This is a genomic window from Microbacterium sp. AK031, assembly GCF_024807145.1.
Taxonomy (GTDB): domain Bacteria; phylum Actinomycetota; class Actinomycetes; order Actinomycetales; family Microbacteriaceae; genus Microbacterium.
The window spans coordinates 75,595-99,290 of the sequence record NZ_JANUCA010000003.1 but is presented as its reverse complement, the minus strand read 5'-3'; the positions used below and the strand labels follow the sequence as shown (position 1 = coordinate 99,290).

Sequence of the window (23,696 nt, the reverse complement as noted above, 5' to 3'; positions counted from 1 at the left end):
TCATTCCATGCGCCGCGGACACGCGTCCACGGGTTCGCGCGCGGCGTATGCTCGTCTGGATGAGTGTCTCGCAGCATCCGGAAGGCGCCCGTGCCGAGCTGCTCGCCGCCGCACGATCCGAGAGCTGGGGCACGCGCATCCTGCCGCAGCTGGCCGATCCGGACGCCGCCCGCGAGTCCGCCGTACTGATTCTGTTCGGCGTGCTCGACAGCACGCCGGCCCCGACCGTCGACGCGGCCGTCGCGAAGGACCTCGATGTGCTGCTGCAGCGACGCGCATCCACTCTCTCGTCGCACCCCGGCCAGGTGTCGTTCCCGGGCGGTGGCCGCGATGCAGACGATGCGGACTTCGTCGCCACGGCGTTGCGCGAGGCCGTGGAGGAGACCGGCCTGGACCCGGACGGCGTCGAGATCCTCGGTGTGCTCCCCGAACTTCCCCTCGCCGCCAGCAACCACCTGGTGACTCCGGTGCTCGGCTGGTGGACGAAGCCGTCGAAGGTGGCTGCGGTCGATCACGCCGAGACCGTCGAGGTGTTCCGGGTGCCGGTCGCGCAGCTGCTCGACCCCGCGACGCGCTTCACCTCGGTCATCACTCGCGACGGGTTCCGCTTCAGCGGACCCGCGTTCGACGTCGACGGCACGATCGTGTGGGGGTTCACCGCGCTGGTACTCGACCGCATCTTCGACGTCTGCGGGTGGACCGTGCCGTGGGATGAATCGGTCGAGCGTCCCGTGACCGTCTGACGTGGCTCGACCGGCTCGGTAGTCTGGATGGGTGAAGATCCTCGTCCTCGGTTCCGGTGCCCGTGAGCACGCGATCATCCTCGCCCTGAAGGCGGAGTCCCTCAAGGCGGAGGGTGCGCAGCATGAGATCCTCGCCGCGCCTGGCAACGCCGGCATCGCACAGGATGCGACCCTCGTGAGCCTCGACCAGCTCGACGGCGGCGCGGTCACCAACTTCGCGAATGAGAACTCGATCGACCTCGTCGTGATCGGCCCCGAGGCGCCTCTCGTCGCCGGCGTCGCGGATGCGCTGCGCGAACGCGGCATTCCCGTGTTCGGTCCCGGCAGGGCGGCCGCACAGCTGGAAGGTTCGAAGGCCTTCGCGAAGCGCGTGATGGACGCGGCGTCAGTGCCGACCGGACGCGCCGTGCGCGCGGCATCCGTCGCCGACGTCGAGGCCGCATTCGACGACCTGGGCGCACCGTACGTCGTGAAGGCCGACGGGCTCGCGGCCGGCAAGGGCGTCATCGTCACGTCCGACCGGGCCGAAGCCCTCGCGCACGCCTCCCACTATCTCCCTCAGGGGCCGGTGCTGATCGAAGAGTTCCTATCCGGCCCTGAGGTGTCGCTGTTCTTCGTCTCCGACGGCGACACCGTCCGTGCGCTGAGCCCCGCGCAGGACTTCAAGCGCGCCTACGACGGTGACGAAGGCCCGAACACCGGCGGAATGGGGGCGTACTCGCCTCTGCCCTGGCTCGACGAGCAGTTCGGAAGCGAGAAGGAGTTCGTGAAGCTGGTGACCGAGCAGGTCGCCCTGCCGGTGATCCGTCAGCTGGATGCCGAGGGCACCCCGTTCATCGGGCTGCTGTACGCCGGGCTCATCCTCACGGACAAGGGCGTGAAGGTCATCGAGTTCAACGCACGCTTCGGCGACCCCGAGACGCAGGTCGTGCTGCCGCGCCTGCGCACCCCGCTGTCCGAACTGCTGTTCGCCGCGGCATCCGGCACTCTCGAAGACCAGCCGGAGCCGGAGTTCTCGGATGAGGTCGCGATCACGGTCGTGCTCGCGAGCGAGGGCTACCCGGAGGCACCGCAGACCGGACGCCAGATCTCGGGACTTTCGGATGCTGCGAGCGTCGACGGCGTGCGGATCGTCCACGCCGCGACGGCGGGTCCGGACGCTCCTGGCGGAGACCTGGTCGCGACCGGCGGGCGCGTGTTGAACGTGGTGGCTGTCGGCTCCGACTTCGCCGCGGCCCGAGCCCAGGCGTACGACGCGATGAACCGCATCGGCCTGGACGGTGCGCACTTCCGCAGCGACATCGCGGCCCGCGTCGCGAAGTAGGCGCGTCGGCGCAGCCTCAGTCGTCGAGCGCGAAGCTCTGGGGAAGGATCTCCGGGCTCAGCGCGTGCTCGATCGCGAGCAGGCTCGCCCCGCGCACGGCAGCCTCACCGGCCGTGACGGATTGCACGATCGCGAGATGTTCCGTCGCCAGCGGCATGGAGTGCGTGTAGACGACTTCGCGGACCCCGGCGATCAGATGCTCGCCGACGCGTGCCATCGCACCGCCGATGGCGATCACCGACGGGTTGAGCAGGCTAACGGATGCCGTGAGCACCTCGCCGAGGTCGCGCCCTGCCTGGCGCACGGCCTGTATCGCTTCGAGGTTGCCGGACTTGACCAGTTCGACGACGTCATTGCCGTCGGCCGCCGCGATCCCGCGCTGGCTGAGTGACCGCGCGATCGCGGGGCCGGATGCGAGAGCCTCGAGACACCCGGTGTTCCCGCAGTGGCACGGCACGTCCGCTCCCCTCGCGACGCGCACATGTCCGAAGTCGCCTGCGATGCCCTGGGCTCCGCGAAGCAGCCGTCCGTCAGAGATGATCCCGGCGCCGATGCCGGTGGCGACCTTGACGAAGATCATGTGGTCGGTCAACGGCCAGGCGGCAACGCGCTCACCGAGTGCCGAGATGTTGACGTCGTTGTCGACGAGCACAGGAACCTGCAGGTGCTGCTGCACCCAGCCCGGTACGTCGAATCCGTCCCACCCCGGCATGATCGGCGGTTTCGCCGGGCGGCCCGTGGCGTGCTCGACGGGGCCCGGAACGCCGACGCCGACGGCCGCGACGCGGTCATGAGTGAGCCCTGTCTCGGCGATCATCTCGTTCGCCGCTTCGACGAGCCATGACAGCACTGTCTCCGGACCGAGCGACACGGCGAGCCTGCCGGTGCGTTCGGCGAGGATGGTGCCGGCGAGATCCGTCACCGCGACTGTCGTGTGCGATGCGCCGATGTCGGCGGCGATGACGACCCTCGCCGTGGGGTTCAGGGCGAACTGGGAGGGCGGTCGCCCGCCGGTCGAGGCGGCATCCGCTACGGGGGCGATCAGGCCCTTGCGCATGAGCTCGTCCACGCGGGCCGCCACCGTCGACCGGGCCAGGCCCGATGTCTTCGCGAGTTCCGCTCTGGTGCGAGGCTCACCATCGCGCAGCAGCTGGAAGAGCTGTCCGACACCGCCGGCGTTGAGATTGCTTGCCATTCTTAACCTGTACTTCTCGTGAACGGCCCGGTGCATCTCGAGGACGGCACCGCATCCACGCCCTGGAGGCCATCGTTTTCGGCGCTTCCGCGTCTGTCGATTCTACGCGGACGGCACGTCGTGACCGATCGGCTGCGGGCGGCTCCGCTTGACACGCCCGACCGCGAACCGCTGCTGCAGCAGCACCGCGACGACGATGATCACGCCCTTGGCGACGGCCTGCGCCGAGGAGGTGAGGTTGTTCTGCACGAAGACGTTCGACAGCGTCGCGAAGATCAGCACGCCGAACACCGTGCCGGTGATCGTGCCCCGTCCGCCGACGAGCAGTGTGCCACCGACGACGACGGCGGCGATGGCATCGAGTTCGTACAGGTTGCCGTGCGTCGAGGTGCCGGCCGTGGTGCGGCCCATGAGCATGACGGCGGCGATGCCGGCGGTCAGTCCGACGAGCGCGTACAGCCACATCGTGTGCCGCTTGACCTTGATGCCTGCCAGGCGCGCGGCCTCCGGGTTGCCGCCGATCGCGACCGTGCGGCGTCCGAACGTGGTGCGGTTGAGCAGGAACCACCCGGCGACCGCGACGACGACGAAGATCCAGATGAGGATGTCGACACCGAGGATGTCGATATTCATGGCGCGCACGAAGTCGCGGTCGGAGATCACCAAGGTGCGGTTGTTGGCGAGGATCTCGGCCAGGCCACGAGCACCCACCATCATCGCGAGCGTCGCCATGAACGCGGCAACCTTTCCGTATGCGATCACGACTCCATTGATGAGGCCGGCACCGACGCCGACGAGCAGCGCGACGACGACCGTGACGATCCAGTGGCTCGAACTGGCGATGTCCTGGATCGCGGACAGCGAGCCGACCACCGATGCCAGCGCCAGCACCGCGCCGACGGATAGGTCGATGCCACCGGCGATGATCACGAAGGTCATTCCGACGCTGATCACGCCGATGATCGACGCCTGGCGCAGGATCACGAGCGCGTTGTCGAAGTTCAGGAAGTTCGAAGAGGTCACCGCCCCGACGACGATGATCACCAAGAGCGCCAGGACCAGGCCTAGATTGCGCCCGACGGATCCGGACAGCAGCCGACGCAACGCCGGCGTGTTCTCAGCCTCGGTCTGGCCGGGCGAAGTGGGGGTCTGCACGCTCACGCGGCGACTCCTTTCATGACGAGGTCGAGCACGCCGTGCTCATCGATCTCTGTTGCGGGAAGTGTGGTGAGGACGCGTCCGTCTCCGACGACGAGGACGGAGTCCGCGAGACCGAGGACTTCCTCTATTTCACTCGAGATGACGACGATCGCGTGCCCGGATGCTGCGAGCCTTCGGATCAGCCCATAGATCTCCGAGCGCGCCCCGATGTCGACTCCTCGGGTGGGCTCATCCAGAAGCAGCACGGAGCTGCCGTGCACCAGCCAGCGCGCGAGCAGGATCTTCTGCTGGTTTCCGCCGGACAGGGTCGCCGCCGGGCGGTCGGGATCTGCCGGCCTCAGCTCGAGGGCTGCGATCTGCTCCCTGGACGTGCGGCGTTCGGTGCGCTCATCGAGAACCGGCCCCTTGGCGAACCGTGTGAACGACGACAGGGTGACGTTCTTGAAGATCGGCTCCCCGAGCACCAGTCCCTGGAACTTGCGCTCCTCGGGACTCAGCCCGACTCCGGCGGCGACGGCGGCGGAGACCGACCCGCGCGGGAGCGCCTTCCCGCTGACGCGGACCGTTCCAGTGGATGCGCGCCTCGCGCCGTAGATCGTCTCGATGATCTCGCTGCGTCCTGATCCGACGAGCCCGGCGAGACCGATGACCTCTCCCGCGCGCACCGAGAACGACACGTCCTCGAACACTCCGTCGAGGCCCAGTCCTTCCACCTCGAGCAGCACGGGTGCGTCGGCAGCGATGGGCTCGGCCGGAGGGAACACGTTCTGCACCGCGCGACCGGTCATGTGCTTGATCAGCTCGGCAGTGGTGGTATCGGCCACTGACAGGTTGCTCGCCACCGAAGAGCCGTCCTTGAGGACCGTGATGCGATCGCCGATCTCGCGGATCTCCTCGAGGCGGTGAGTGATGTACACGACCGCGATGCCCTGCGAGGTCAGTTCCCGCACGACTGCGAACAGGTTGCGCACCTCGTGGGAATCGAGCACGGCGGACGGTTCGTCCATGATGATGAGCTTCGTGTCGTGCGACAGCGCGCGGGTCATGCTGACGATCTGCTTCTCGGCTGCGCTGAGCGAGCCGACATCGGCGTGCGGTGACATCGAACCGTGGCCGAGCCGCTCGAGGAGCCTGCGCGTCTCCTGGATGAGCTGACCGCGGCGCGTGAAGCCGAACCTGTCGAACTCGTGGCCGAGGAAGACGTTCTCCGCCACAGTCAGGCCGTCGACGACGTCGAGCTCCTGATACATGGTCGAGATGCCGAGCGAGATGGCCGCCTGCGGGTTCGCGATCTCGACCGGATCACCCATCCAGCGGATCTCGCCCGCATCCGGTGTGTGCACGCCTGCGAGAGTCTTGATCAGCGTCGATTTGCCTGCACCGTTCTGGCCGAGCAGGCAGTGCACCTCGCCCGGCATCACCTCGAGGTCGACACCGCGCAGCGCGCGCACACCGACGAAGCTCTTCTCGACACCGCGCATCTCCAGTAATGCCGGAGTCTGGTCATCTTTGATCACGCAATGAACATAACATGCTTGATTCATGAACGCGAGAGGCGAGCTTTCGACGGATCTACCGATCGGCGCGGTGCCTCGATCGCCCACTGACGCCCGTAGTCGAGTGCCTCAGGCGCGAAGGCAGCACTTTTGATCTTGTTGCGACAAAAGCTGGCCAGAGCGAGGCATGTTCTGCTAACTTGACCTTGTCAGTGCCCGGTGCGCACCAAGTCGTTTCCCGACAGGCATTTCCCGCACCGCACGCATCTGCATCACATTTCAAGGAGGAAAGACATGCACAGCATGCGCACACGCGGGCTCCGCCCGTTGATGGCAGGAGCGGCAGCACTGTTCGCCGTCACCCTGCTGGCCGGATGTACCAGCGATGGTGCAGAGGGTGAAGGGGAGACCGAGAACCAGGGCACCACGAGCGAAGAGAACACGGCCTCGGGCGACACCGTCGTCATCGGCTGGTCAGGACCAGAGGCCGACCACGGATGGCTCGGCGCGATCAACTCGGGCGCCATCAATGCCGCAGAGGGCTTCGACGACGTCGAGCTGCGTCAGGCCGAGGGCACCAATGACGCCAACCAGCAGATCGCCGCAGTGGAGCAGTTCATCAACGAGGACGTCGACGCGATCGTGCTCCTTCCGACGGACGGCGCTGCGCTCACCCAGGTCGCGCAGAAGGCGATGGATGCCGGCATTCCCGTCATCAACGTCGACCGCGAGTTCTCTGACACCTCTGCATCGCGCATCACGATCCTCGGCGACAACTACGGGATGGGCGTCAGCGCCGGCGCCTACATCTGCGAGCAGCTCGACGGTCAGAGCGATGCCGTCGTCGCCGAGATCGCCGGAATCGACTCCCTGCCGCTGACACAGGACCGTTCGCTGGGCTTCAGCGATGCGCTCGAATCTTGCGGCCTCGAGGTCGGCCCTCGAGTCGCCGCTGACTTCACCGTCGCCGGCGGCGAGAGCGCAGCATCCCAGCTGCTCTCCGCGAACCCGCAGATCGACGCGATCTGGAACCATGACGACGACCAGGGTGTCGGCGTCATGGCCGCCATCGAGTCGGCCGGGCGCGACGAGTTCTTCCTCGTCGGCGGCGCAGGCAGCGTCAACATGATGGACCGCATCGCAGCCGATGACAGCGTCATCAAGGCCACCGTCATCTACCCGTCGACGCAGGCCGCGGACGGCATCGCCCTGGCACGCCTCATCGCGCAGGACAAGACGATGAGTGACCTGATCACGCCGAGCGTTCCTTACCGCATCGTGCTCGACGCACCAGTGGTGACCAAGGACAACGTCGAAGAGTTCATCGACCTCGCATTCGAGTCCTGATCATCAACCGCGGGGCGAGCGCCGATGCGCTCGCCCCGCACCGTTTCCCCTGGAGTAGATATGACAACTGAGCTGCGTGTGGCCATGATCGGCCACGGATTCATGGGAGCGGCGCACTCCGTCGGCTGGCGTCAGGCGCCTGCGGCGTTCGACCTCCCTCTCTCGCCACGGATGGCGGTGCTCGTCGGACGCGATGCCGACAAGACTGCGGCCGCGGCCCGCAAGTGGGGGTGGGCCGAGTCGTCCACCGACTGGAGGGCCGTCATCGCTCGTGACGACATCGACGTGATCGACATCGTCACCCCAGGGGAATCGCACGCCGAGATCGCGATCGCCGCGCTCGCGGCCGGCAAGCACGTGCTGTGCGAGAAGCCGCTGGCGAACACGGTGGAAGAGGCCGAGGCGATGGAGCAGGCTGCGCAGGACGCTGCGGCCTGCTCCATCCACGCCATGGTGGGATTCACCTACCGCCGTGTGCCCGCCGTCACTCTCATGCGCGACATGATCGTGGCCGGACGCGTCGGCACCGTGCGGCAGGTGCGGGCCAGCTACCGGCAGGACTGGCTCGCCGACCCGGAGTCGCCGATGACCTGGCGGCTCGACAAGGACCGCGCAGGATCCGGCTCGCTCGGAGACATCGGCGCACACATCATCGACATGACCCAGTTCGTCACCGGACAGTCGCTGACCCAGGTTTCCGCCGTGCTGGAGACATTGGTCGAGGAGCGCCCGCTGCTCGGCGAGTCGGTCGGGCTCAGCGGCACCGCGAGCGATGAGCGCGGGAAGGTCACGGTCGACGACGTCGCCTTGTTCACCGGACGACTCGAGTCGGGGACGCTGGCGACTTTCGAGGCGACACGGTTCGCGACCGGACGCAAGAATGCGCTCGACATCGAGATCTCGGGTGACGCCGGCGCGCTGCATTGGAATCTCGAGGACATGAACGTGCTCGAGTTCTACGACGCCACCCAGCCCGCAGGAGAGCAGGGCTTCACCCGCATCCTGGTCACCGAACCGGAGCATCCGTACCTTGCGGGATGGTGGCCGACCGGGCATATGCTCGGCTACGAGCACGGTTTCTCGCACCAGGCGAAGGATCTCGTCGAGGCGATTGCGAGCGGCGATGCACCGCACCCGACGTTCGCCGAAGGGCTGCACGTGCAGCGGGTGCTGGATGCCGTCGAGCGCAGTTCGTCGAACGGCTCCGCCTGGACCGGCGTCTGAAGACCACCACGATACGAATCTCACGAGAAGAGGACGATGATGTCACGACCAGTCACCCTGTTCACCGGCCAGTGGGCCGACCTGCCTTTCGAAGAGGTCTGCCGGCTCGCAGGCGAGTGGGGCTATGACGGCCTCGAGATCGCGTGCTGGGGCGATCACCTCGACCCGTGGCGCTGGGATGACGATGCGTACATCCAGGACCGCCTGGCGATTCTGGAGCGCAACGGTCTGAAGGTCTGGACGATCTCGAACCACCTCAAGGGCCAGGTCGTGTGCGACGACCCGATCGATCAGCGCCACCGCAACATCGTCTCCGATCACGTCTGGGGAGACGGCGATCCGGAGGGCGTGCGTCAGCGTGCCGCGGAGGAGATGAAGAACACCGCGCGTCTGGCTGCGAAGCTCGGCGTGAAGACGGTCACCGGATTCACCGGCTCGTCGATCTGGAAGTACGTCGCGATGTTCCCGCCGGCCACCGACGAGATGGTGGAGGCCGGATACCAGGACTTCGCCGACAGGTGGAACCCGATCCTGGACGTGTTCGACGAGGTGGGCGTGCGCTTCGCGCACGAGGTGCACCCGTCGGAGATCGCGTACGACTACTGGACCACCAAGCGCGCGCTCGAGGCGATCGGGCACCGCGAGGCGTTCGGGCTCAACTGGGACCCGTCGCACATGGTGTGGCAGGACATCGACCCGGTCGGTTTCCTGTGGGATTTCCAGGACCGGATCTACCACGTGCACTGCAAGGACACGAAGAAGCGCCTCGGCAACGGCCGTAACGGCCGCCTCTCCTCGCACCTGCCATGGGCCGACCCGCGTCGCGGCTGGGACTTCATCTCGACCGGTCACGGCGACGTGCCCTGGGAAGACGCGTTCCGCATGATGAACGCGATCGGCTACGACGGCCCGCTGTCCGTCGAGTGGGAGGATGCCGGGATGGATCGGCTCGTCGGTGCGCCGGAGGCGCTGGAGTTCGTGCGGAAGCTGTCGTCGTACAAGCCGTCGGATGCCGCGTTCGACAGCGCCTTCTCCACGAAGTGAGGGCGATCCTGGCCCACTGAAGGCGGCGCTCGCTACTGGATCGCGCTGACTACAGCTCGATCCAGTAGCGGCGCAGCCGCGGGTGGCCCTCTGCAGATGCGTCGATGATGTCCTGCAGCACACCGCCGGCGCCCTCGATCGTGCGGAATGAGCCGGCGTTGTCGTCATCGCAGGTCAGCATGACGCGGTCGAGTCCTTGCCCGCGGGCCGTCTCGAGCACGAGCCTCAATGCCTCCTTCGCGATGCCCTCACGGCGGCGCGACGGTCGCACGGAGTAGCCGATGTGTCCACCGAACTGCCGCAGGTGCTCGTTCAGTTCACGGCGCAACGCGATGAAGCCGACGACCTCGCCCGTATCGGTTATCCAGAGGAAGTCGCACGGGACGTGGCCCTCGGGAAGCTCGGCGTCAGGGGCGGCGTAGCGCATCGCCTTCTCGACCGAGGCCTCGCACGCTGCCCGATCAGGCACCATCCCGGCGTCGTACCCTCCGCCGTCGATGTGACCGCCCTCGAACTCCGCCGCGGCGGCCGCCCAGGAGTCGAAGAGGTCGGTCGTGGGACGGGTGAGCTCGATCTGCATCGCAACAGAACATCACGCAGGCATCGCGCGGCGCAAACCGGCTCGCCGCCAGGTCGTCACTTCTTCCGCGCACCGAGGTGCGCCGGCCGGCGCAGCACCAGCACGGCCGCGACGCCGAGCAGGATGACCGCCGCAGGCAACAGCATCGTCTGCGCCATCGCATCCGCGAAGGGGCCGGTGACAGCATCCGGCATCTTGCCTTCACCGAATCCGCCCGTGGCATCAGATGCACCCGGCAGGTTCGTCTCGAGACGGTTCTGCATGAACGCGGCGATCGCGGCCGACCCGAGAACCGAGCCGACCGTGCGCATCGTGTTGTAGATGCCCGAACCTGCGCCCGCCTGATGCGGCGGCAGGTCGCGCGTGGCAGTGGTTGCGAGCGGGCCCCACATTCCCGCGTTGCCGAATCCGAGGATGGCCGAGGGGATCAGCAGCCAGCCGATCGGGATCTCTGTGTTCATCATCATGGCGAACAGGAACAGCGAGATCGACACGAGCAGCAGGCCCGGCACGAGCATGAGGCGCGGGTCGATACGGTCGAGCAGCTTGCCCGCGAACGGCGAGACGATGCCGGCGGCGAGCGCCATCGGGATCAGCAGCAGCGCAGACTCGGTCGGGGTCAGGCCCCGCGCGAGCTGGAGGAAGAACATCAGCGGCAGGCCCTGCGCCGTCACGGTGAACCCGACGATGGCGATCGCGATGTTCGACCAGGCGAAGTTGCGGTTGCGGAACAGTTCCAACGGTACGAGCGGTTCGTTCTTCGTCCTCGATTGGTACCAGAGGAAGATCACCAGCACGACGACGCCGGTGATGATCAGGCTCAGCACCGAGATCGGTCCCCAGATCGTGCCCCAGTCGTACGCCTCGGCCTCCTGCAGCCCGAAGACGATGAGGAACAGGGCGATCGCGCTGAGGAAGACGCCGGGCACGTCGAAGCGGTGCTTGTGGGTCTGCAGCTTCGGCACGAGGATGCACGCGAGGATGAACCCGATCACGCCGACCGGCAGGTTGATGAAGAAGATCCACTCCCAGCCGAGCCCGTCGACGAGGAATCCTCCGGCGAGCGGGCCGACGAGCATGGCGACGCCGGATGCTGCGCCCCACAGACCCATCGCCGCGCCCCGCCGCTCCGGCGGGAAGGTGCGGGTGATGACGGCCATCGTCTGCGGTGTGAGCAGCGCCGCGCCGAGCCCCTGCACGGCGCGCGCCCAGATCAGGCCGTCCAGTGTCGTCGACAGGCCGCACCACAGCGAGGCCAGGGTGAACACCGCGAGGCCTATTAGGTAGATGTTCTTCGGGCCGAAGCGGTCACCGAGCCGTCCGGTGATCAACAACGGCACGGCGTAGGCGAGCAGGTAGGCGCTCGTCACCCATACGACACGGTCGAGGTTGTTCGACGTCGGATCCAGCGCGTTTTTGATCGCAGGGTTCGCGACGCCGACGATGGTCGTGTCGACGAGGATCATGAAGAACCCGATCACCATCGCCCACAGCGCTGGCCACGGACTGCGCGGGCGATGCCCGGTCGCGTAGGTTCCGGTGGACGGTCCGGAGGATGCCGTGGAGTCAGTCACCCGGCAACGCTACACCCGGGCGCCGACAGGGATAATGGGCAGATGAGCGATGCACTGAACATCCCCGGCTGGCGTCATCTCTATTCCGGAAAGGTCCGCGATCTCTACGCATCGCAGGATCCTGCCGACACCCGCATCCTCGTCGTCGCGAGCGACCGGGTCAGTGCCTTCGACTTCGTGCTCTCGCCCGGCATCCCCGAGAAGGGCGCCCTGCTGACGAAGCTCAGCCGCTGGTGGTTCGCGCAGCTCGACTTCCCGAACCATCTCGCCGAAGGTGAGATTCCGGATGCCGTCGCCGACCGGGCGATGCTCGCGCAATCGCTGGAGATGCTGCCGATCGAGTGCGTCGTACGCGGATACATCACCGGCACCGGATGGGCCGAGTACCAGCAGAGCGGAACCGTATGCGGCATCCCTCTGCCTTCAGGGCTCGAGAACGGCGACCGCCTTCCCGAGCCGCTTTTCACCCCTGCGTACAAGGCGCCGATGGGCGAGCACGATGAGAACATCACCTTCGATCGCGTGGTCGAACTGGTGGGCGCGGAGCGCGCGGCCGAACTGCGCGACGCCTCGCTGGCGATCTACGCGAAGGCTGCGGCCGTCGCCGAACAGCACGGGCTCATCCTCGCCGACACCAAGTTCGAGTTCGGAACGGATGCCGACGGCACTCTGCGCCTGGCCGACGAAGTCCTCACGAGCGACTCGTCGCGCTACTGGGATGCAGCGACGTGGGAGTCCGGCACGACCCCGGCCGAGCGGATGGCGAGCTTCGACAAGCAGATCGTCCGCGACTGGCTCGCATCGAACTGGGACAGGCAGGGCGAACCGCCTGCACTGCCCGACGAGATCGTCGAGCGCACCGCCGACCGGTACCGAGAGCTCATCGAGCGCCTGACCGCGTAAGCCGGGCGGGCCGCGCTCTCGCCGTGAGAAACGAGCGCTCGGCAATCGGTAGTGTTTCTCCAGCATCCCACCCCGATTTCCGAGGAGCCCCCATGCCCGTGTGGAAGATCCATGGCGACGGTCACACCGTCGCCCCCGGCGAGGTCGTCCGGCCTGAAGAGCGCCTGAACTGGCCCGCGACCTTCGCGATCGGTGCGCAGCACGTGGTCGCTATGTTCGGTGCGACCTTCCTGGTTCCGATCATCACCGGCTTCCCGGTGTCGACGACGCTGCTGTTCTCCGGTCTCGGCACCCTGCTCTTCCTGCTGCTCACGCGCAACCGCCTGCCCAGCTACCTGGGCTCGTCGTTCGCATTCCTCGCGCCGATCACGGCGATCAACGCGGGTCAGGCGCTGGAGACCGCTCAGCAGATCACGCAAGCCCTGGTCGGTGTGCTCGTGGTCGGCGCACTGCTGGCGGGTATCGGCTTCCTCGTGCAGGCGGTCGGCATCGGGTGGATCGACCGCCTCATGCCCCCGGTGGTCGCCGGCTCGATCGTCGCTCTGATCGGCTTCAACCTCGCTCCGGCCGCATGGAACAACTTCACGCTGCAGCCCGAGCTGGCCTCCGTGACGCTGATCGCGGTGGTGCTGTTCAGCGTGCTGTTCCGCGGGTTCCTGGGTCGCATCTCAATCTTCCTCGGTGTGATCGTCGGCTACGTCGTTGCGATCTTCACCGGTCAGGTGACCTTCGACGGGGTCGCCGAGGCCGCCTGGATCGGACTGCCCGACTTCCACCTCGCCGCCGTCACCGATCCGATGGCATGGGCGTACGTGCCGATGTTCCTGCCCGTCGTGCTCGTGCTCATCGCCGAGAACGTCGGGCACGTGCGCGGCGTCGCCACCATGACGAACGACCCGTCGATCAACAAGCACACCGGACGCGCCCTGGTCGCCGACGGTCTCGCCACCACCCTCGCCGGTGGCTTCGGCGGCTCGGCCACCACGACCTACGGTGAGAACATCGGAGTGATGGCCGCGACCCGCGTCTACTCCACCGCCGCGTACTGGGTGGCCGGCTTCGCCGCCATCCTGCTCGCCTTCTCACCGAAGATCGGCGTCATCTTCAACACGATCCCTCCGGGCGTGCTGGGCGGCGTGACCACAGCTCTCTACGGCCTCATCGGCGTCATCGGCATCAAGATCTGGGTCGACAACCGCGTCGACTTCTCCCGCCCGGTCAACCAGTACACGGTCGCGATCTCCTTCGTGATCGCCGTCGGCGGCTTCGCGATGCAGTGGGGCGCCTTCCAGCTCGGCGCCATCGTGATCGGCACGGTCGCAGCCCTGCTGGTGTACCACGTCGGCAATGCGATCGCCCGTGCCCGCAAGACCGGAGCGGATGACGGCGGCCCCATCCCCGCGGTCGGTCCTCTGGGCGGCGACCCGGAGTAGGCCGTCTCACGAGTTACGCCTGACGGAGGTTGTTGCGCATGGCGGATGTTCTGACCGAATTCCTCCGCCACACGTGACAACCTCCGCAGTGTGTAACAGCCGGGCGGGCAAGAGGGCGGATGCCGCGGCTCAGCCGATGCGAGCGAGCACTGCATCCGCGGCGATCGAGTCACCGACGGATGCCGCGTGGCCCAGAGCCCCGGCGCGGTGAGCCGTGACCTGAGTCTCCATCTTCATCGCGTCGAGCACGGCGACGGCATCACCCTCAGCCACCTCGGCTCCGTCTTCCACGATCCAGCGCACCAGCGTGCCGGGAGCCGGTGCGCGCAGTTCGGCAGGATCAGCGGATGCCGGAGCAGCCGTCGGCGCGGTCGAAGAAGCGAACCTGCGCAGCAGCGCCGAAGGCACTCCGAGCATCACGCGTCGACCGTCGATCTCGACCAGGAAGCGCTGCAGCGCGGCATCTTCGACGGGCGCCGGCCGCAGCTGCGGCTCCAGCCGCGGAAGCAGCGTGCTCTCGATCCACTGCGTGTGCACGGCGAATGTTCCGGTCTGAAACTCGGGCTCATCGACCGCCAGGCGATCGAACGGGATGACGGTCGCCGGACCCTCGACCGACAGCTCCCGCAGCGCGCGACGCGCACGGATCAGCGCCGCATCCCGCGTATCAGCGTGCACGATCAGTTTCGCGATCATCGAGTCGAACGCCGACTGCACTGCATCCCCCGCTTCGATCCCGCTGTCCCACCGCACGCCGGGGCCGCCCGGGATCCGCAGAGTCTCAACGAGCCCGGGGCTGGGCAGGAACCCGCGGCCGGGATCTTCCGCATTGATCCGGAATTCGAATGCGTGCCCGACGGGCTCGGGAGTCGCGCTGACCGACGACCCCTCGCCGAACGCGATCCGGAACTGCTCGCGCACCAGATCGACCCCGGTGACCTCCTCAGTGACGGGGTGCTCGACCTGCAGCCGCGTGTTCACCTCGAGGAACGAGATCGTGCCATCGGCGGCGAGCAGGAACTCGACTGTTCCGGCACCGCGGTAGGAGACCTCGGCGCAGATCCGTCGAGCGGCGTCATGGATCTCGGAACGCTGCTCGACCGTCAGGACGGGAGCCGGAGCTTCTTCGATCAGCTTCTGGTTGCGGCGCTGCATCGAGCAGTCGCGATCGCCGACGACCACGATCTCACCGTGGCCGTCGCCGAGCACCTGCACCTCGATATGCCTGGGACTCTCCAGGAACCGTTCCACGAAGCACTCGCCACGGCCGAAAGCCACGACGGCTTCACGTGTGGCGGCGTCGAACGCGTCCGCGACCTCCGACAGCTCGCGGACGACCTTCATCCCTCTGCCACCGCCACCGAACGCGGCCTTGATCGCGATCGGCAGTCCATTCTCCTCGGCGAATGCGACCGCCTCGGCCGGTCCCGCGAGCGGCTGATCGGTGCCGGCAGCAAGGGGCGCGTTCACCTTCTGCGCGATCCGTCGTGCGGTCATCTTGTCGCCGAGCGCATCGATGCTGTCCGGCGCGGGGCCGATCCACACGAGTCCCGCGCCCTCGACAGCGCGGGCGAACTCCGCGCTCTCCGAGAGGAATCCGTATCCGGGGTGCACAGCATCCGCCCCCGAATCGGCGGCAGCCCTCAGCAGAGCCTCGACCGACAGGTATGTCTCAGCGGCGGTCGTACCGACCAGCCCGACTGCCTCATCCGCCAGGCGCACGTGCAGCGCATCGGCGTCCTGATCCGCGTAGACCGCGACCGAGGTGTACCCGGCCTCGGCGCATGCGCGGATCACGCGCACCGCGATCTCGCCCCGGTTGGCGATCAGTATCTTCTTCATTGCGGACCTTCTTCGATACGAGCGATGCGGAAACGGATGCGCGCTCCTGGCGGCAGTTGCGCTGCGAGATCGAGGCAGCGGTCGGTGAGCGCGCCGACGATCGGATAGCCGCCGGTGAGCGGATGATCCGGCAGGAAGAGCACCGGCTGGCCCTCGGGCGGCACCTGGATCGCTCCGGTCACAGCCCCCTCGCTGGGCAGTTCGCCGAGAGTGGAGCGTTCGAGGGGCGCGTCACCATGCAGACGGATGCCGACCCGGTCGGAGCGCGGCGTGACCAGCCACTCCTGCGTCGTCAGAGTTTCCAGAGCGGATGCCGTGAACCAGTCGTCGCGTGGGCCGAGGGTGATGTCGAGTTCGACCAGATCGCCGGGTGCCGGAAGTTCGCGCGGGGTGGCCACGGGGTCGACAGAGTGTGGTGCCGCATCGCCGACCCCGATGATCGCGCCGGCGACAAGCGGATCGGGCCCGAGACCCGCGAGCGTGTCGCTGGCGCGGCTTCCCAGAGCGGATGCTGCGTCGATCCCGCCACGGACGCCGATGATGTAGCGCAGGCCATGGCTCGGGTGTCCGAGCGTCAGCTCATCACCGTCGACCGTGGCGAACGGGGTACCGTGCGGGATGCTGCGGTCGACGCCTTCGGCATCCGTCAGCGTGAGCTCGCCGATCGCGCCGGTGACAGCCGCGACACCTGCGCCGTGGAACCGCAGCACCGCTCCGCCCACGCTCTCGAGCACTGCGGCATCCGACTCATTGCCGACCGCGCGATTGGCGTCGCGCAGCGCCGTGCGGTCGGCAACCCCCGATGCGGATACTCCGAGAGCGGCGTGCCCTGGCCGTCCGGCATCCTGCAGCAGCAATTGCATGGAAGGCCGCACCACCTCGACACCGCCGCGTTCTGGAAGACCCGGACGACTTGGCGTGTCGCCGGCGTGGCGAGCTGCGACACTCCGGCGACTCGCCAGTTCGTCTCCGTTTTCCGGTGGTGGAGAATCCGGCAGCGGTGGAGAATCCGGCAGTGGTGGAGAATCCGGAAGCACCACCGACTCCCGACCTGCCCGCTCGAACTTCACCAGCGCCCCCGGCGACAGCAGCGCCGGCGGGTCGCGGTCGATGTCCCACATCACGGCATCCGTGTGCCCGATGAGTTGCCAGCCGCCGGGACTCTCACGGGGATACACGCCCGTGAACTGTCCGGCGAGCGCGACAGATCCCGCCGGCACGCGCGTGCGCGGCGACGAACGGCGCGGCACATCGAACAGTGGGTCCCCGCTCACCACGTACCCGAATCCCGGCGCGAAGCCCGAGAAGGCGACCTGCCAGTCCGCGGCGAGGTGCCGGCTAACGAGCTCCTCCGCCGAGACACCGAGCAACTCGGCAGCTTCAGCGATATCCTCGCCGTCGTAGCGTACCGGCACCGTGACCTCGCGGGTGTGCGGCACGTGCTCGGCATCCACCTGCGTGGCCGAGAGCACCTCAGCCAGCGCAGCGGCCGATGTACGCAGCGGATCGAACCGCACGAGCACCGTGCGGGCGCCGGGGATGCGCTCGACGATGCCGGACACGCCGTCCCAGGCGAGATTCAGGCGCATGGCCTCTTCGAGATCGGCCGCTTCGACGAGCAGGCTGCGGTCGGATACCGTGAGGATGCGCATCAGACGATACACTCCGCATCCGAAGCGCGCGCCGCGCGGGCGGCCGTGAGCTGATCCGAAGTCGCGAGGACAGCCATCTCAGACCTCGGCGAACGGTGCGATCGTGATGCCTGCTGCCTGCAGCATCCGTTTCGTCTCCGCCGCCATCTCTATCGACCCAGGGCTGTCGCCGTGCACGCAGATCGACTGCGCCTCGACGCGCACGTCGGTGCCGTCGATCGCGCGGATCACACCATCGGACGCCAGGCGCACCATGCGCTCGGCGACAGCGGCGGGGTCATGCAGCACGGCACCCTCCTGGGTGCGCGAGACGAGCTGACCGTCGGGCTGGTACGCGCGGTCGGCGAAGGCCTCGGCGGCCACGGCGAGCCCGGCCTTCGACGCGACATCCAGGACGACGCCACCGGCAAGTCCCAGCAGCACGAGGCTCGGATCGATCGCCTTGATGGCTGCCACCACATCGGCGGACTGCCGCTCATCGCGGGCGATGGTGTTGTAGAGCGCACCGTGCGGCTTGACGTACGACACCGTGCCTCCGACGGATGCGGCCAGACCCATGATCGCGCCGAGCTGGTACTCGACATGGGCCTGCAGCGTCGGGGCATCGATCTCGACGTTCGTGCGACCGAAGTTCTCGTAATCCCGGTACCCGGGGTGGGCGCCGATCACGACGCCGCCCCGCACCGCGGCATCCAGAGTCTCGCGGATGCCCTCGGGGCTGCCCGCATGGAACCCGCACGACACGTTGGCGCTCGTGACGATCTCGAGCATCGCGACGTCGTCGCTGACGATGCGTTCGGGAACGTTCTCGCCGAGGTCGGAGTTCAGGTCGATGGTGGGCATTGTCACACTCCGATTCCGAGGAAGGCGAAGATGGGTCCGACCGAGACGATACCCATGTACCAGGTGAGCAGCGTCACCAGCGTGCCGGCGATGAGCAGCACCAGCGGGTACTTCCGCGTGCCGAGCAGGTCGCGGCGGAACCATCCGATGTACATGAACACCGTAAGTCCGATCGGGAGGATGAGCCCGTTGAATCCACCGACGAAGACCAGGATCGCGGCCGGGGCCGTGCCGATCGACAAGTAGACGATCAGCGAGACGACGATGAACGCCACGGTCGCGATCTGCAGCGACCAGCCGCCGAGGAACCGCTTGTGGAACGACGACAGGAACGTCGCCGAGGTGTAGGCGGCTCCGATCACCGAGCTGAGGGCTGCGGCCCAGAAGATGGCGCCGAAGATGCGCAGGCCCGCCTCACCCAGCACCGAGCCGAACGCCTGACCGGCAGGGTTGGCTGCCTGGCTGGACAGATCGAGCGCGACACCGGATGCCACGACGCCGAGGATCGCCAGGAACAGCACGTAGCGCATGATGCCCGTGATGATGATGCCGTTGGCGGCAGCCCGCATGACCGGGCCGGCATGCTCCGGACCGGTCTGCCCGGAGGCGAGGTAGCGGTGGGCACCGGAATAGGTGATGTATCCGCCGACCGTGCCACCGACGATCGTGGTGATGGTGGCGAAGTTCAGCTCATCCGGAACGATCGTCTGGCGCAATGCCTCGCCGATCGGCGGCTGGGCGATGATCGCGACGATGACCGTCATCACGATCATGCCGGTGCCGAGGACGACCAGCAGGATGTCCATCACCTTGCCGGCCTTCTTGATGAGGAAGATCACGATTGCGAGCGCAGCGGTCAGCAGGCCGCCGATCTTGGGGTCGACGCCGAGCAGAGCGTTCAGTCCCAGCCCGCCACCGGCGATGTTTCCGATGTTGAAGGCGAGGCCGCCGATCACGACGAGGATCGCGATCACGTGCCCTGAGAAGGGGATCGCCGAGTTCGCGAGCTCGCCGGCGCGCATGCCGGAAGACGTGATCATGCGCCAGACGTTCAGCTGCACGGCGATGTCGATCAGCACCGAGACGAGGATGGCGAACGCGAACGCAGCGCCCATGGATGCGGTGAAGGTCGCGGTCTGAGTGATGAAGCCGGGGCCGATGGCCGAGGTGGCCATCAGGAAGATCGCGCCGATGACGGCGCTGCGGCCGACGCGCTTCTTCACTGCGGCGAGTTTGGCGGCTGTCTCGGGGTCGGTCTGCGGATCAGTATGGGCGTCGGTCGGAGACTGCTCGGACATGAAGTGGGTTCCCATCGTCTTTGGCGGGTGTCGGGTGACACCGAGTGTAGGACAGATTAGGTTCGATTGTTCAACAATTATGTTTCCGGGATGCTACACGGGAGGTCTCCTCCGCTTAACATGAAGGCGTGAACCATCAGGGAGCACTGGCGGCTGTGCTGCGCCAGACCATCATCGACGGCGAGTTCGCACCAGGGGCGCGACTCTCGGAGGCTGCGCTGGCCGAGCGGTTCGAGGTCTCACGCAACACGCTGCGGGAGGCGTTCCGCGTGCTGGCCGAGCAGGGGCTCATCGAGCACATCCCGCACCGCGGCGTGTCGGTCTCGGCTCCCTCGATCGCCGACGTCATCGACATCTACCGTGCGCGCCGCGTGATCGAATGCTCCGCACTGCGTCAGTCCGAACCGGAGCATCCGGCGGTGCAGCTGATGCGCTCCGCGCTCGCCGAGGCCGAACAGCACCTCCCGAACGAGGAATGGCACAGGGTCGGCAGCGCGAACATGGCCTTCCACGATGCGATCGTCGCCCTCGCCGACAGCCCGAGGCTCGCCCGCACCTATCGCGATGTCGCGGCCGAGCTTCGCCTTGTGTTCCTCGAGATCGACGATCCCCGCGCGCTGCATGAGCCGTTCGTGCGCAAGAACCACGTCGTGCTCAAGACCCTCCTCGAAGAGGGTCCGCATGCCGCGGCCGATGCATTGGAGAGCTACCTCATCTCATCGGAGCGCACCGTTCTCGGAGCGTTCGCGCGCATGGGTCGCGGCTAGGAATACTTCTCAGCCCTCTCTGGCTTGCATTGACATGAATGAAAAACTTGCCGCGGCAACTTCGATGGGTGCCGTCACCCTGCTCGTCGCCGACCTCGACGCGATGACGGCGTTCTACCGAGACGTCGTCACGCTGCAGGTGCTGGATGCCGACGGCGACACCGTGACGGTCGGTCGCGCCGGCGTGCCTCTGGTGATCCTCCGCCACGAGCCGACGCTGCGACATGCTCTGCCCGGCTCGGCTGGACTCTTCCACACTGCGATCGTGTTCGAGTCGCAGGCGGCACTCGCGGGTGCTTTGTCTTCTGTGGCGCAACGCGCGCCGCACACGTTCACCGGCAGCGCCGATCATCTGGTGAGCCAGGCGTTCTACCTCACCGACCCAGAGGGCAACGGCATCGAGCTGTACTGGGATCGCGACCGCACCGAGTGGTCGTGGACGCACGGCCAGATCGAGATGGCGACCCTCTACCTGGACCCGAATTCGTTCCTGCAGGAGCACCTGGGCGAGGATCCGACCGGTGCGGCAGCCGCGCAGATCGGCCACGTGCACCTCTCGGTCGGCGATGTCGACACCGCCCGCGAGTTCTATGTGAACCGCCTCGGCTTCGACGCCACGGCATCACTCGGCGAACAGGCGCTGTTCGTCAGCGCGGGTGGATACCACCACCACATGGCGATGAATGTCTGGAACTCACGCGGTGCGGGTCCGCGGATGCCGGCGCTCGGCCTGGGGCAGGTCGACCTGTTGCTGCCCGACGCCGATTCGCTCGGTGCGTTGAACGAGCGCCTCACGCACTTCGACACAGACGTGCAGGACGACGGCCGGGCTCTGACCTTCCAGGATCCGTGGAACAACACGCTGAAGGCTGCGCTGGCGGCCTGAGGCCGGGTCCGCCCCGTTGCGACGCGGGAACTCCGTCGCGGTCAGGCGCCCTTGCCTACGACGTGCCGGTTGTGGAGAGCGATGACAACCAGCGCAACCACGGGGCCGGCCAAGACGACGACGAGTGCCCAATACCAGGCGCCCGTTCCGAGCAGGGCAGCGCCGAGCACGACAAGGCCCGCCCCGATGCCGCGCATTGCGACCGACCCGACAGGGTTGATGTCGGCATTTCGGTAGAAAGGCATTCTCTTACCCGGGTTCGCGCGCAACGTCATTCGGAGCGCCCCATGAAAGAGCACGACCCCGACGACCGCCACGACCACTCCGAACACGAGCATGTCGACGAGCGTACCAACGCCGATTCTCGTCCCGGCCCTCATGCCATGATGGGCCGGACCACAATTCAGGCTGGGGGCGCCATGACGAACCGGGTACGACGTGCGATGACAGTGGGAGCGGCCCTGTTGCTCAGCGCCCTCATCCTCACCCCAGCCATCGCCGCAGGCGCCGAGACTCCGCCGCAACTCGACCCGGGATACGTCAGCGACCTTTCCGACGTGCTCGACGACGCAGATGAGACGCGTCTAGAAGAGCGTCTCGGCGAGCTGGCATCCGATGATCGCCTCCCCGAGCTCTACGTCGTATTGGTGCCGGAGTTCGAGAACCCTCTCAACGCGCTCGCCTGGGCAGACGACACCGCGCAGCGCAACAACCTCGCGCCGGACCAGTACCTTCTCGCGATCGCCACCGACGGCCGCAGTCTCGCCATCTCGGCGGAGTACGGTGGCGACGGCGTCTCAGCCGGACCGCTCTCCGAATCCCGGGTGCTCGACATCGAGAACGGGCTCGGAGGCGGCTACCTCGCGGACGACGACTGGGCCGGCGGAATCGAGTACGTCGCCGACGAGTTCTCGAAGGTCCCGACACCATGGTGGGTGTGGCTGCTGTGGGCAGCCGGACTTGTTCTGGCCATCTTCCTCATCACGCAACTCGTGCTGTTCCTGCGGCGCCGTGCGAGCCTCGCCGCCGAGCTGCGAACCCTGGAGGGACAGAAGAAACGCGCCGCGCGCCAGCTGGTCCAGACCGATGAGGCGGTGCGCACCAGCCAGCAGGAGCTCGGCTTCGTGACCGCGGAGTTCGGCGAGGAGATCACCGCCGAGTACGCCGACGTCCTCACCGAGTGCAGATCCCGACTGCAGGAAGGGTTCCAGCTTCTCGAGAAGTTGGAGGACGCCGACGCGGACACCCCGCAGGAAACCCGTTCCTGGACAGACACGATCATCCGGCTGTGCAAGGAGGTCGACAGCGACCTCGAAGGGCGCAAGCGCGAGATGGCCTCACTCCGAGCTCTGGCCGATGGAGGGCCCGACACCCTGACCCGTCTGAAATCGGAACGTGAAGACGCCGCGGCTTTCCAGAACGAGGCGGCGGATCGGCTCGCCTCCCTCGCTGGCGCTTTCCCTGCCGCGGACCTCGTCGGAGTGGCGGACAATGCCGACGAGATCGGCGGGCGACTGGCCGCCGCAGACGCCGAGCTCGACGCGCTGCAGCAGGCGGTGCACGCGCGCAGACCGCGAGCGATCACCGGGGCAGTGCACGAGATCGAACGGCTGCTCGCAGAGGCGAAGGATCTTCGCGACGCCGTCGGCGCCCAGGCGGATGCGCTCGCCGCACGGTCTGTGCCGTCGGCCGAAGAAACGGGCTCGATCATCGACCGGGCCAAGGCAGCCGTGCACGCGGCGGAAGTCTCGGTGCAGGCGCGACCAGGCGAATTGACCTCCTTCCCGCTGATGCGCCTGCAGTTCGCCCAGCGGCAGCTCGCCGAGTCCCTGGCTGCCGCCGACACGGATGCCGCGGAGCGGCTGGCGGCATCCGCTCTTTCCGCCTCCGAGCAGGTGCAGAGCCTCGTGGGCTCGTCGACCGCCCCCGAGAGCGGCCGGTTCGTCCGATCCGCACAACCATCTGGAAGCGGTCCCGTCATGTACGACTCGCCTTCCTCTCGCGCGACAGGACGCTCGGCATGGCAGCGCCCGCGCGTGTATGAAGAGGACGATGGGAGAGCAGGCAAGGCCGTGTGGGGCGGGGTCTGCGGCGGCGGACTCGGGTTCTTCAGCAGCTTGAGCGTCGCCGACGAGCAGCCGGGACTCATCCTGCTGTTCGTCATCGGCGGAGTGGTGATAGGCGCCCTCTCCGGTGCCTTCGGCGGCAGCGGCGGTGATGGCGGCGGCGGCAGCTCTTCCGGATGGAGCGGCTCCTCGCGGAGCAGTTCCTCACGGAGCAGTTCCTCACGGAGCGGCTCCTCGCGCTCATCCAGCAGCCGGTCCTTCAGCAGTTCCTCCGGTGGCAGCAGATCATCAGGGCGTTCCGGCGGCCGTCGGTTCTGA

General features: G+C 67.3%; 20 protein-coding genes. 10 read left to right on the top strand and 10 right to left on the bottom strand.

Annotated features, from left to right (window positions below; all coding sequences use genetic code 11):
- The first annotated feature begins 59 nt into the window (after positions 1 to 59).
- Together HDC95_RS08500 and purD are read left to right on the top strand one after the other, a co-directional pair.
- A complete protein-coding gene (locus HDC95_RS08500) occupies positions 60 to 743 on the top strand; it encodes a CoA pyrophosphatase (RefSeq protein WP_259062958.1) in 684 nt (227 codons plus the stop codon).
- Positions 744 to 774: 31 nt separating this feature from the next.
- On the top strand, positions 775 to 2,067 hold the full coding sequence (purD, locus tag HDC95_RS08495; protein WP_259062957.1) for a phosphoribosylamine--glycine ligase: 1,293 nt from the start codon (positions 775 to 777) through the stop codon (positions 2,065 to 2,067).
- Between the two features lie 16 nt (positions 2,068 to 2,083).
- Here purD and HDC95_RS08490 read toward each other — a convergent pair whose 3' ends face one another.
- The 3 genes from HDC95_RS08490 to HDC95_RS08480 form a co-directional block, all read right to left on the bottom strand.
- Positions 2,084 to 3,262 carry an ROK family transcriptional regulator gene (locus HDC95_RS08490; RefSeq protein WP_259062956.1) on the bottom strand — a complete coding sequence of 393 codons (1,179 nt, stop codon included), beginning with the start codon at positions 3,260 to 3,262 and terminating at the stop codon, positions 2,084 to 2,086.
- 102 nt (positions 3,263 to 3,364) lie between these two features.
- A complete protein-coding gene (locus HDC95_RS08485; RefSeq protein WP_396652689.1) occupies positions 3,365 to 4,417 on the bottom strand; it encodes an ABC transporter permease in 1,053 nt (350 codons plus the stop codon).
- Between the two features lie 2 nt (positions 4,418 to 4,419).
- Positions 4,420 to 5,904, bottom strand: coding sequence for a sugar ABC transporter ATP-binding protein (locus tag HDC95_RS08480; RefSeq protein ID WP_259063156.1), 1,485 nt, complete (start codon positions 5,902 to 5,904; stop codon positions 4,420 to 4,422).
- 309 nt (positions 5,905 to 6,213) lie between these two features.
- On the opposite strand from HDC95_RS08480, the gene HDC95_RS08475 reads away from it, so the two are divergent.
- The 3 genes from HDC95_RS08475 (at position 6,214) to HDC95_RS08465 (ending at position 9,534) form a co-directional block, all read left to right on the top strand.
- Positions 6,214 to 7,266 (top strand): substrate-binding domain-containing protein, encoded by a 1,053-nt coding sequence (locus HDC95_RS08475; protein ID WP_259062955.1) that lies wholly within the window; start codon positions 6,214 to 6,216, stop codon positions 7,264 to 7,266.
- Between the two features lie 84 nt (positions 7,267 to 7,350).
- Complete coding sequence (locus HDC95_RS08470) at positions 7,351 to 8,490, top strand: Gfo/Idh/MocA family protein (protein ID WP_396652688.1); 1,140 nt, start codon at positions 7,351 to 7,353, stop codon at positions 8,488 to 8,490.
- 39 nt (positions 8,491 to 8,529) lie between these two features.
- The gene (locus HDC95_RS08465) at positions 8,530 to 9,534 is read left to right on the top strand and encodes a sugar phosphate isomerase/epimerase (protein ID WP_259063155.1); all 1,005 of its coding nucleotides are present in this window, start codon (positions 8,530 to 8,532) and stop codon (positions 9,532 to 9,534) included.
- 49 nt (positions 9,535 to 9,583) lie between these two features.
- Here the strand turns inward: HDC95_RS08465 and HDC95_RS08460 are convergent, their stop codons facing one another.
- Together HDC95_RS08460 and HDC95_RS08455 are read right to left on the bottom strand one after the other, a co-directional pair.
- Positions 9,584 to 10,114 (bottom strand): GNAT family N-acetyltransferase, encoded by a 531-nt coding sequence (locus HDC95_RS08460; RefSeq protein ID WP_259062953.1) that lies wholly within the window; start codon positions 10,112 to 10,114, stop codon positions 9,584 to 9,586.
- Between the two features lie 56 nt (positions 10,115 to 10,170).
- On the bottom strand, positions 10,171 to 11,598 hold the full coding sequence (locus HDC95_RS08455; protein ID WP_259063153.1) for a DHA2 family efflux MFS transporter permease subunit: 1,428 nt from the start codon (positions 11,596 to 11,598) through the stop codon (positions 10,171 to 10,173).
- 132 nt (positions 11,599 to 11,730) lie between these two features.
- On the opposite strand from HDC95_RS08455, the gene HDC95_RS08450 reads away from it, so the two are divergent.
- Both HDC95_RS08450 and HDC95_RS08445 read left to right on the top strand, forming a co-directional pair.
- Entirely contained in the window at positions 11,731 to 12,591 is an 861-nt protein-coding gene (locus tag HDC95_RS08450; RefSeq protein ID WP_259062952.1) for a phosphoribosylaminoimidazolesuccinocarboxamide synthase, read from the top strand.
- Positions 12,592 to 12,683: 92 nt separating this feature from the next.
- Complete coding sequence (locus HDC95_RS08445) at positions 12,684 to 14,024, top strand: uracil-xanthine permease family protein (RefSeq protein ID WP_259062951.1); 1,341 nt, start codon at positions 12,684 to 12,686, stop codon at positions 14,022 to 14,024.
- Between the two features lie 129 nt (positions 14,025 to 14,153).
- Here HDC95_RS08445 and HDC95_RS08440 read toward each other — a convergent pair whose 3' ends face one another.
- The 4 genes from HDC95_RS08440 to HDC95_RS08425 all read right to left on the bottom strand — a co-directional run bounded on the left by HDC95_RS08440 (position 14,154) and on the right by HDC95_RS08425 (position 19,659).
- The gene (locus HDC95_RS08440; RefSeq protein WP_259062950.1) at positions 14,154 to 15,866 is read right to left on the bottom strand and encodes a biotin carboxylase N-terminal domain-containing protein; all 1,713 of its coding nucleotides are present in this window, start codon (positions 15,864 to 15,866) and stop codon (positions 14,154 to 14,156) included.
- Positions 15,863 to 17,518 (bottom strand): urea amidolyase family protein, encoded by a 1,656-nt coding sequence (locus HDC95_RS08435; protein ID WP_259062949.1) that lies wholly within the window; start codon positions 17,516 to 17,518, stop codon positions 15,863 to 15,865. The genes HDC95_RS08440 and HDC95_RS08435 overlap by 4 nt, the downstream gene beginning before the upstream one ends.
- Positions 17,519 to 17,596: 78 nt before the next feature.
- Positions 17,597 to 18,361, bottom strand: coding sequence for a LamB/YcsF family protein (locus tag HDC95_RS08430; protein ID WP_259062947.1), 765 nt, complete (start codon positions 18,359 to 18,361; stop codon positions 17,597 to 17,599).
- 2 nt (positions 18,362 to 18,363) lie between these two features.
- Positions 18,364 to 19,659 (bottom strand): NRAMP family divalent metal transporter, encoded by a 1,296-nt coding sequence (locus HDC95_RS08425; RefSeq protein WP_259062945.1) that lies wholly within the window; start codon positions 19,657 to 19,659, stop codon positions 18,364 to 18,366.
- Positions 19,660 to 19,787: 128 nt separating this feature from the next.
- On the opposite strand from HDC95_RS08425, the gene HDC95_RS08420 reads away from it, so the two are divergent.
- Positions 19,788 to 20,426 (top strand): GntR family transcriptional regulator, encoded by a 639-nt coding sequence (locus tag HDC95_RS08420; RefSeq protein WP_259062943.1) that lies wholly within the window; start codon positions 19,788 to 19,790, stop codon positions 20,424 to 20,426.
- Positions 20,427 to 20,460: 34 nt separating this feature from the next.
- Positions 20,461 to 21,312 carry a VOC family protein gene (locus HDC95_RS08415; protein ID WP_259062942.1) on the top strand — a complete coding sequence of 284 codons (852 nt, stop codon included), beginning with the start codon at positions 20,461 to 20,463 and terminating at the stop codon, positions 21,310 to 21,312.
- Between the two features lie 41 nt (positions 21,313 to 21,353).
- On the opposite strand, the gene HDC95_RS08410 is transcribed toward HDC95_RS08415, so the two are convergent.
- Positions 21,354 to 21,650: a hypothetical protein gene (locus tag HDC95_RS08410; protein WP_259062941.1), complete on the bottom strand. Its 297-nt coding sequence runs from the start codon at positions 21,648 to 21,650 to the stop codon at positions 21,354 to 21,356.
- Positions 21,651 to 21,731: 81 nt separating this feature from the next.
- Here HDC95_RS08410 and HDC95_RS08405 point away from each other — a divergent pair, with 81 nt between their 5' ends.
- Positions 21,732 to 23,696: a TPM domain-containing protein gene (locus tag HDC95_RS08405; protein ID WP_259062940.1), complete on the top strand. Its 1,965-nt coding sequence runs from the start codon at positions 21,732 to 21,734 to the stop codon at positions 23,694 to 23,696.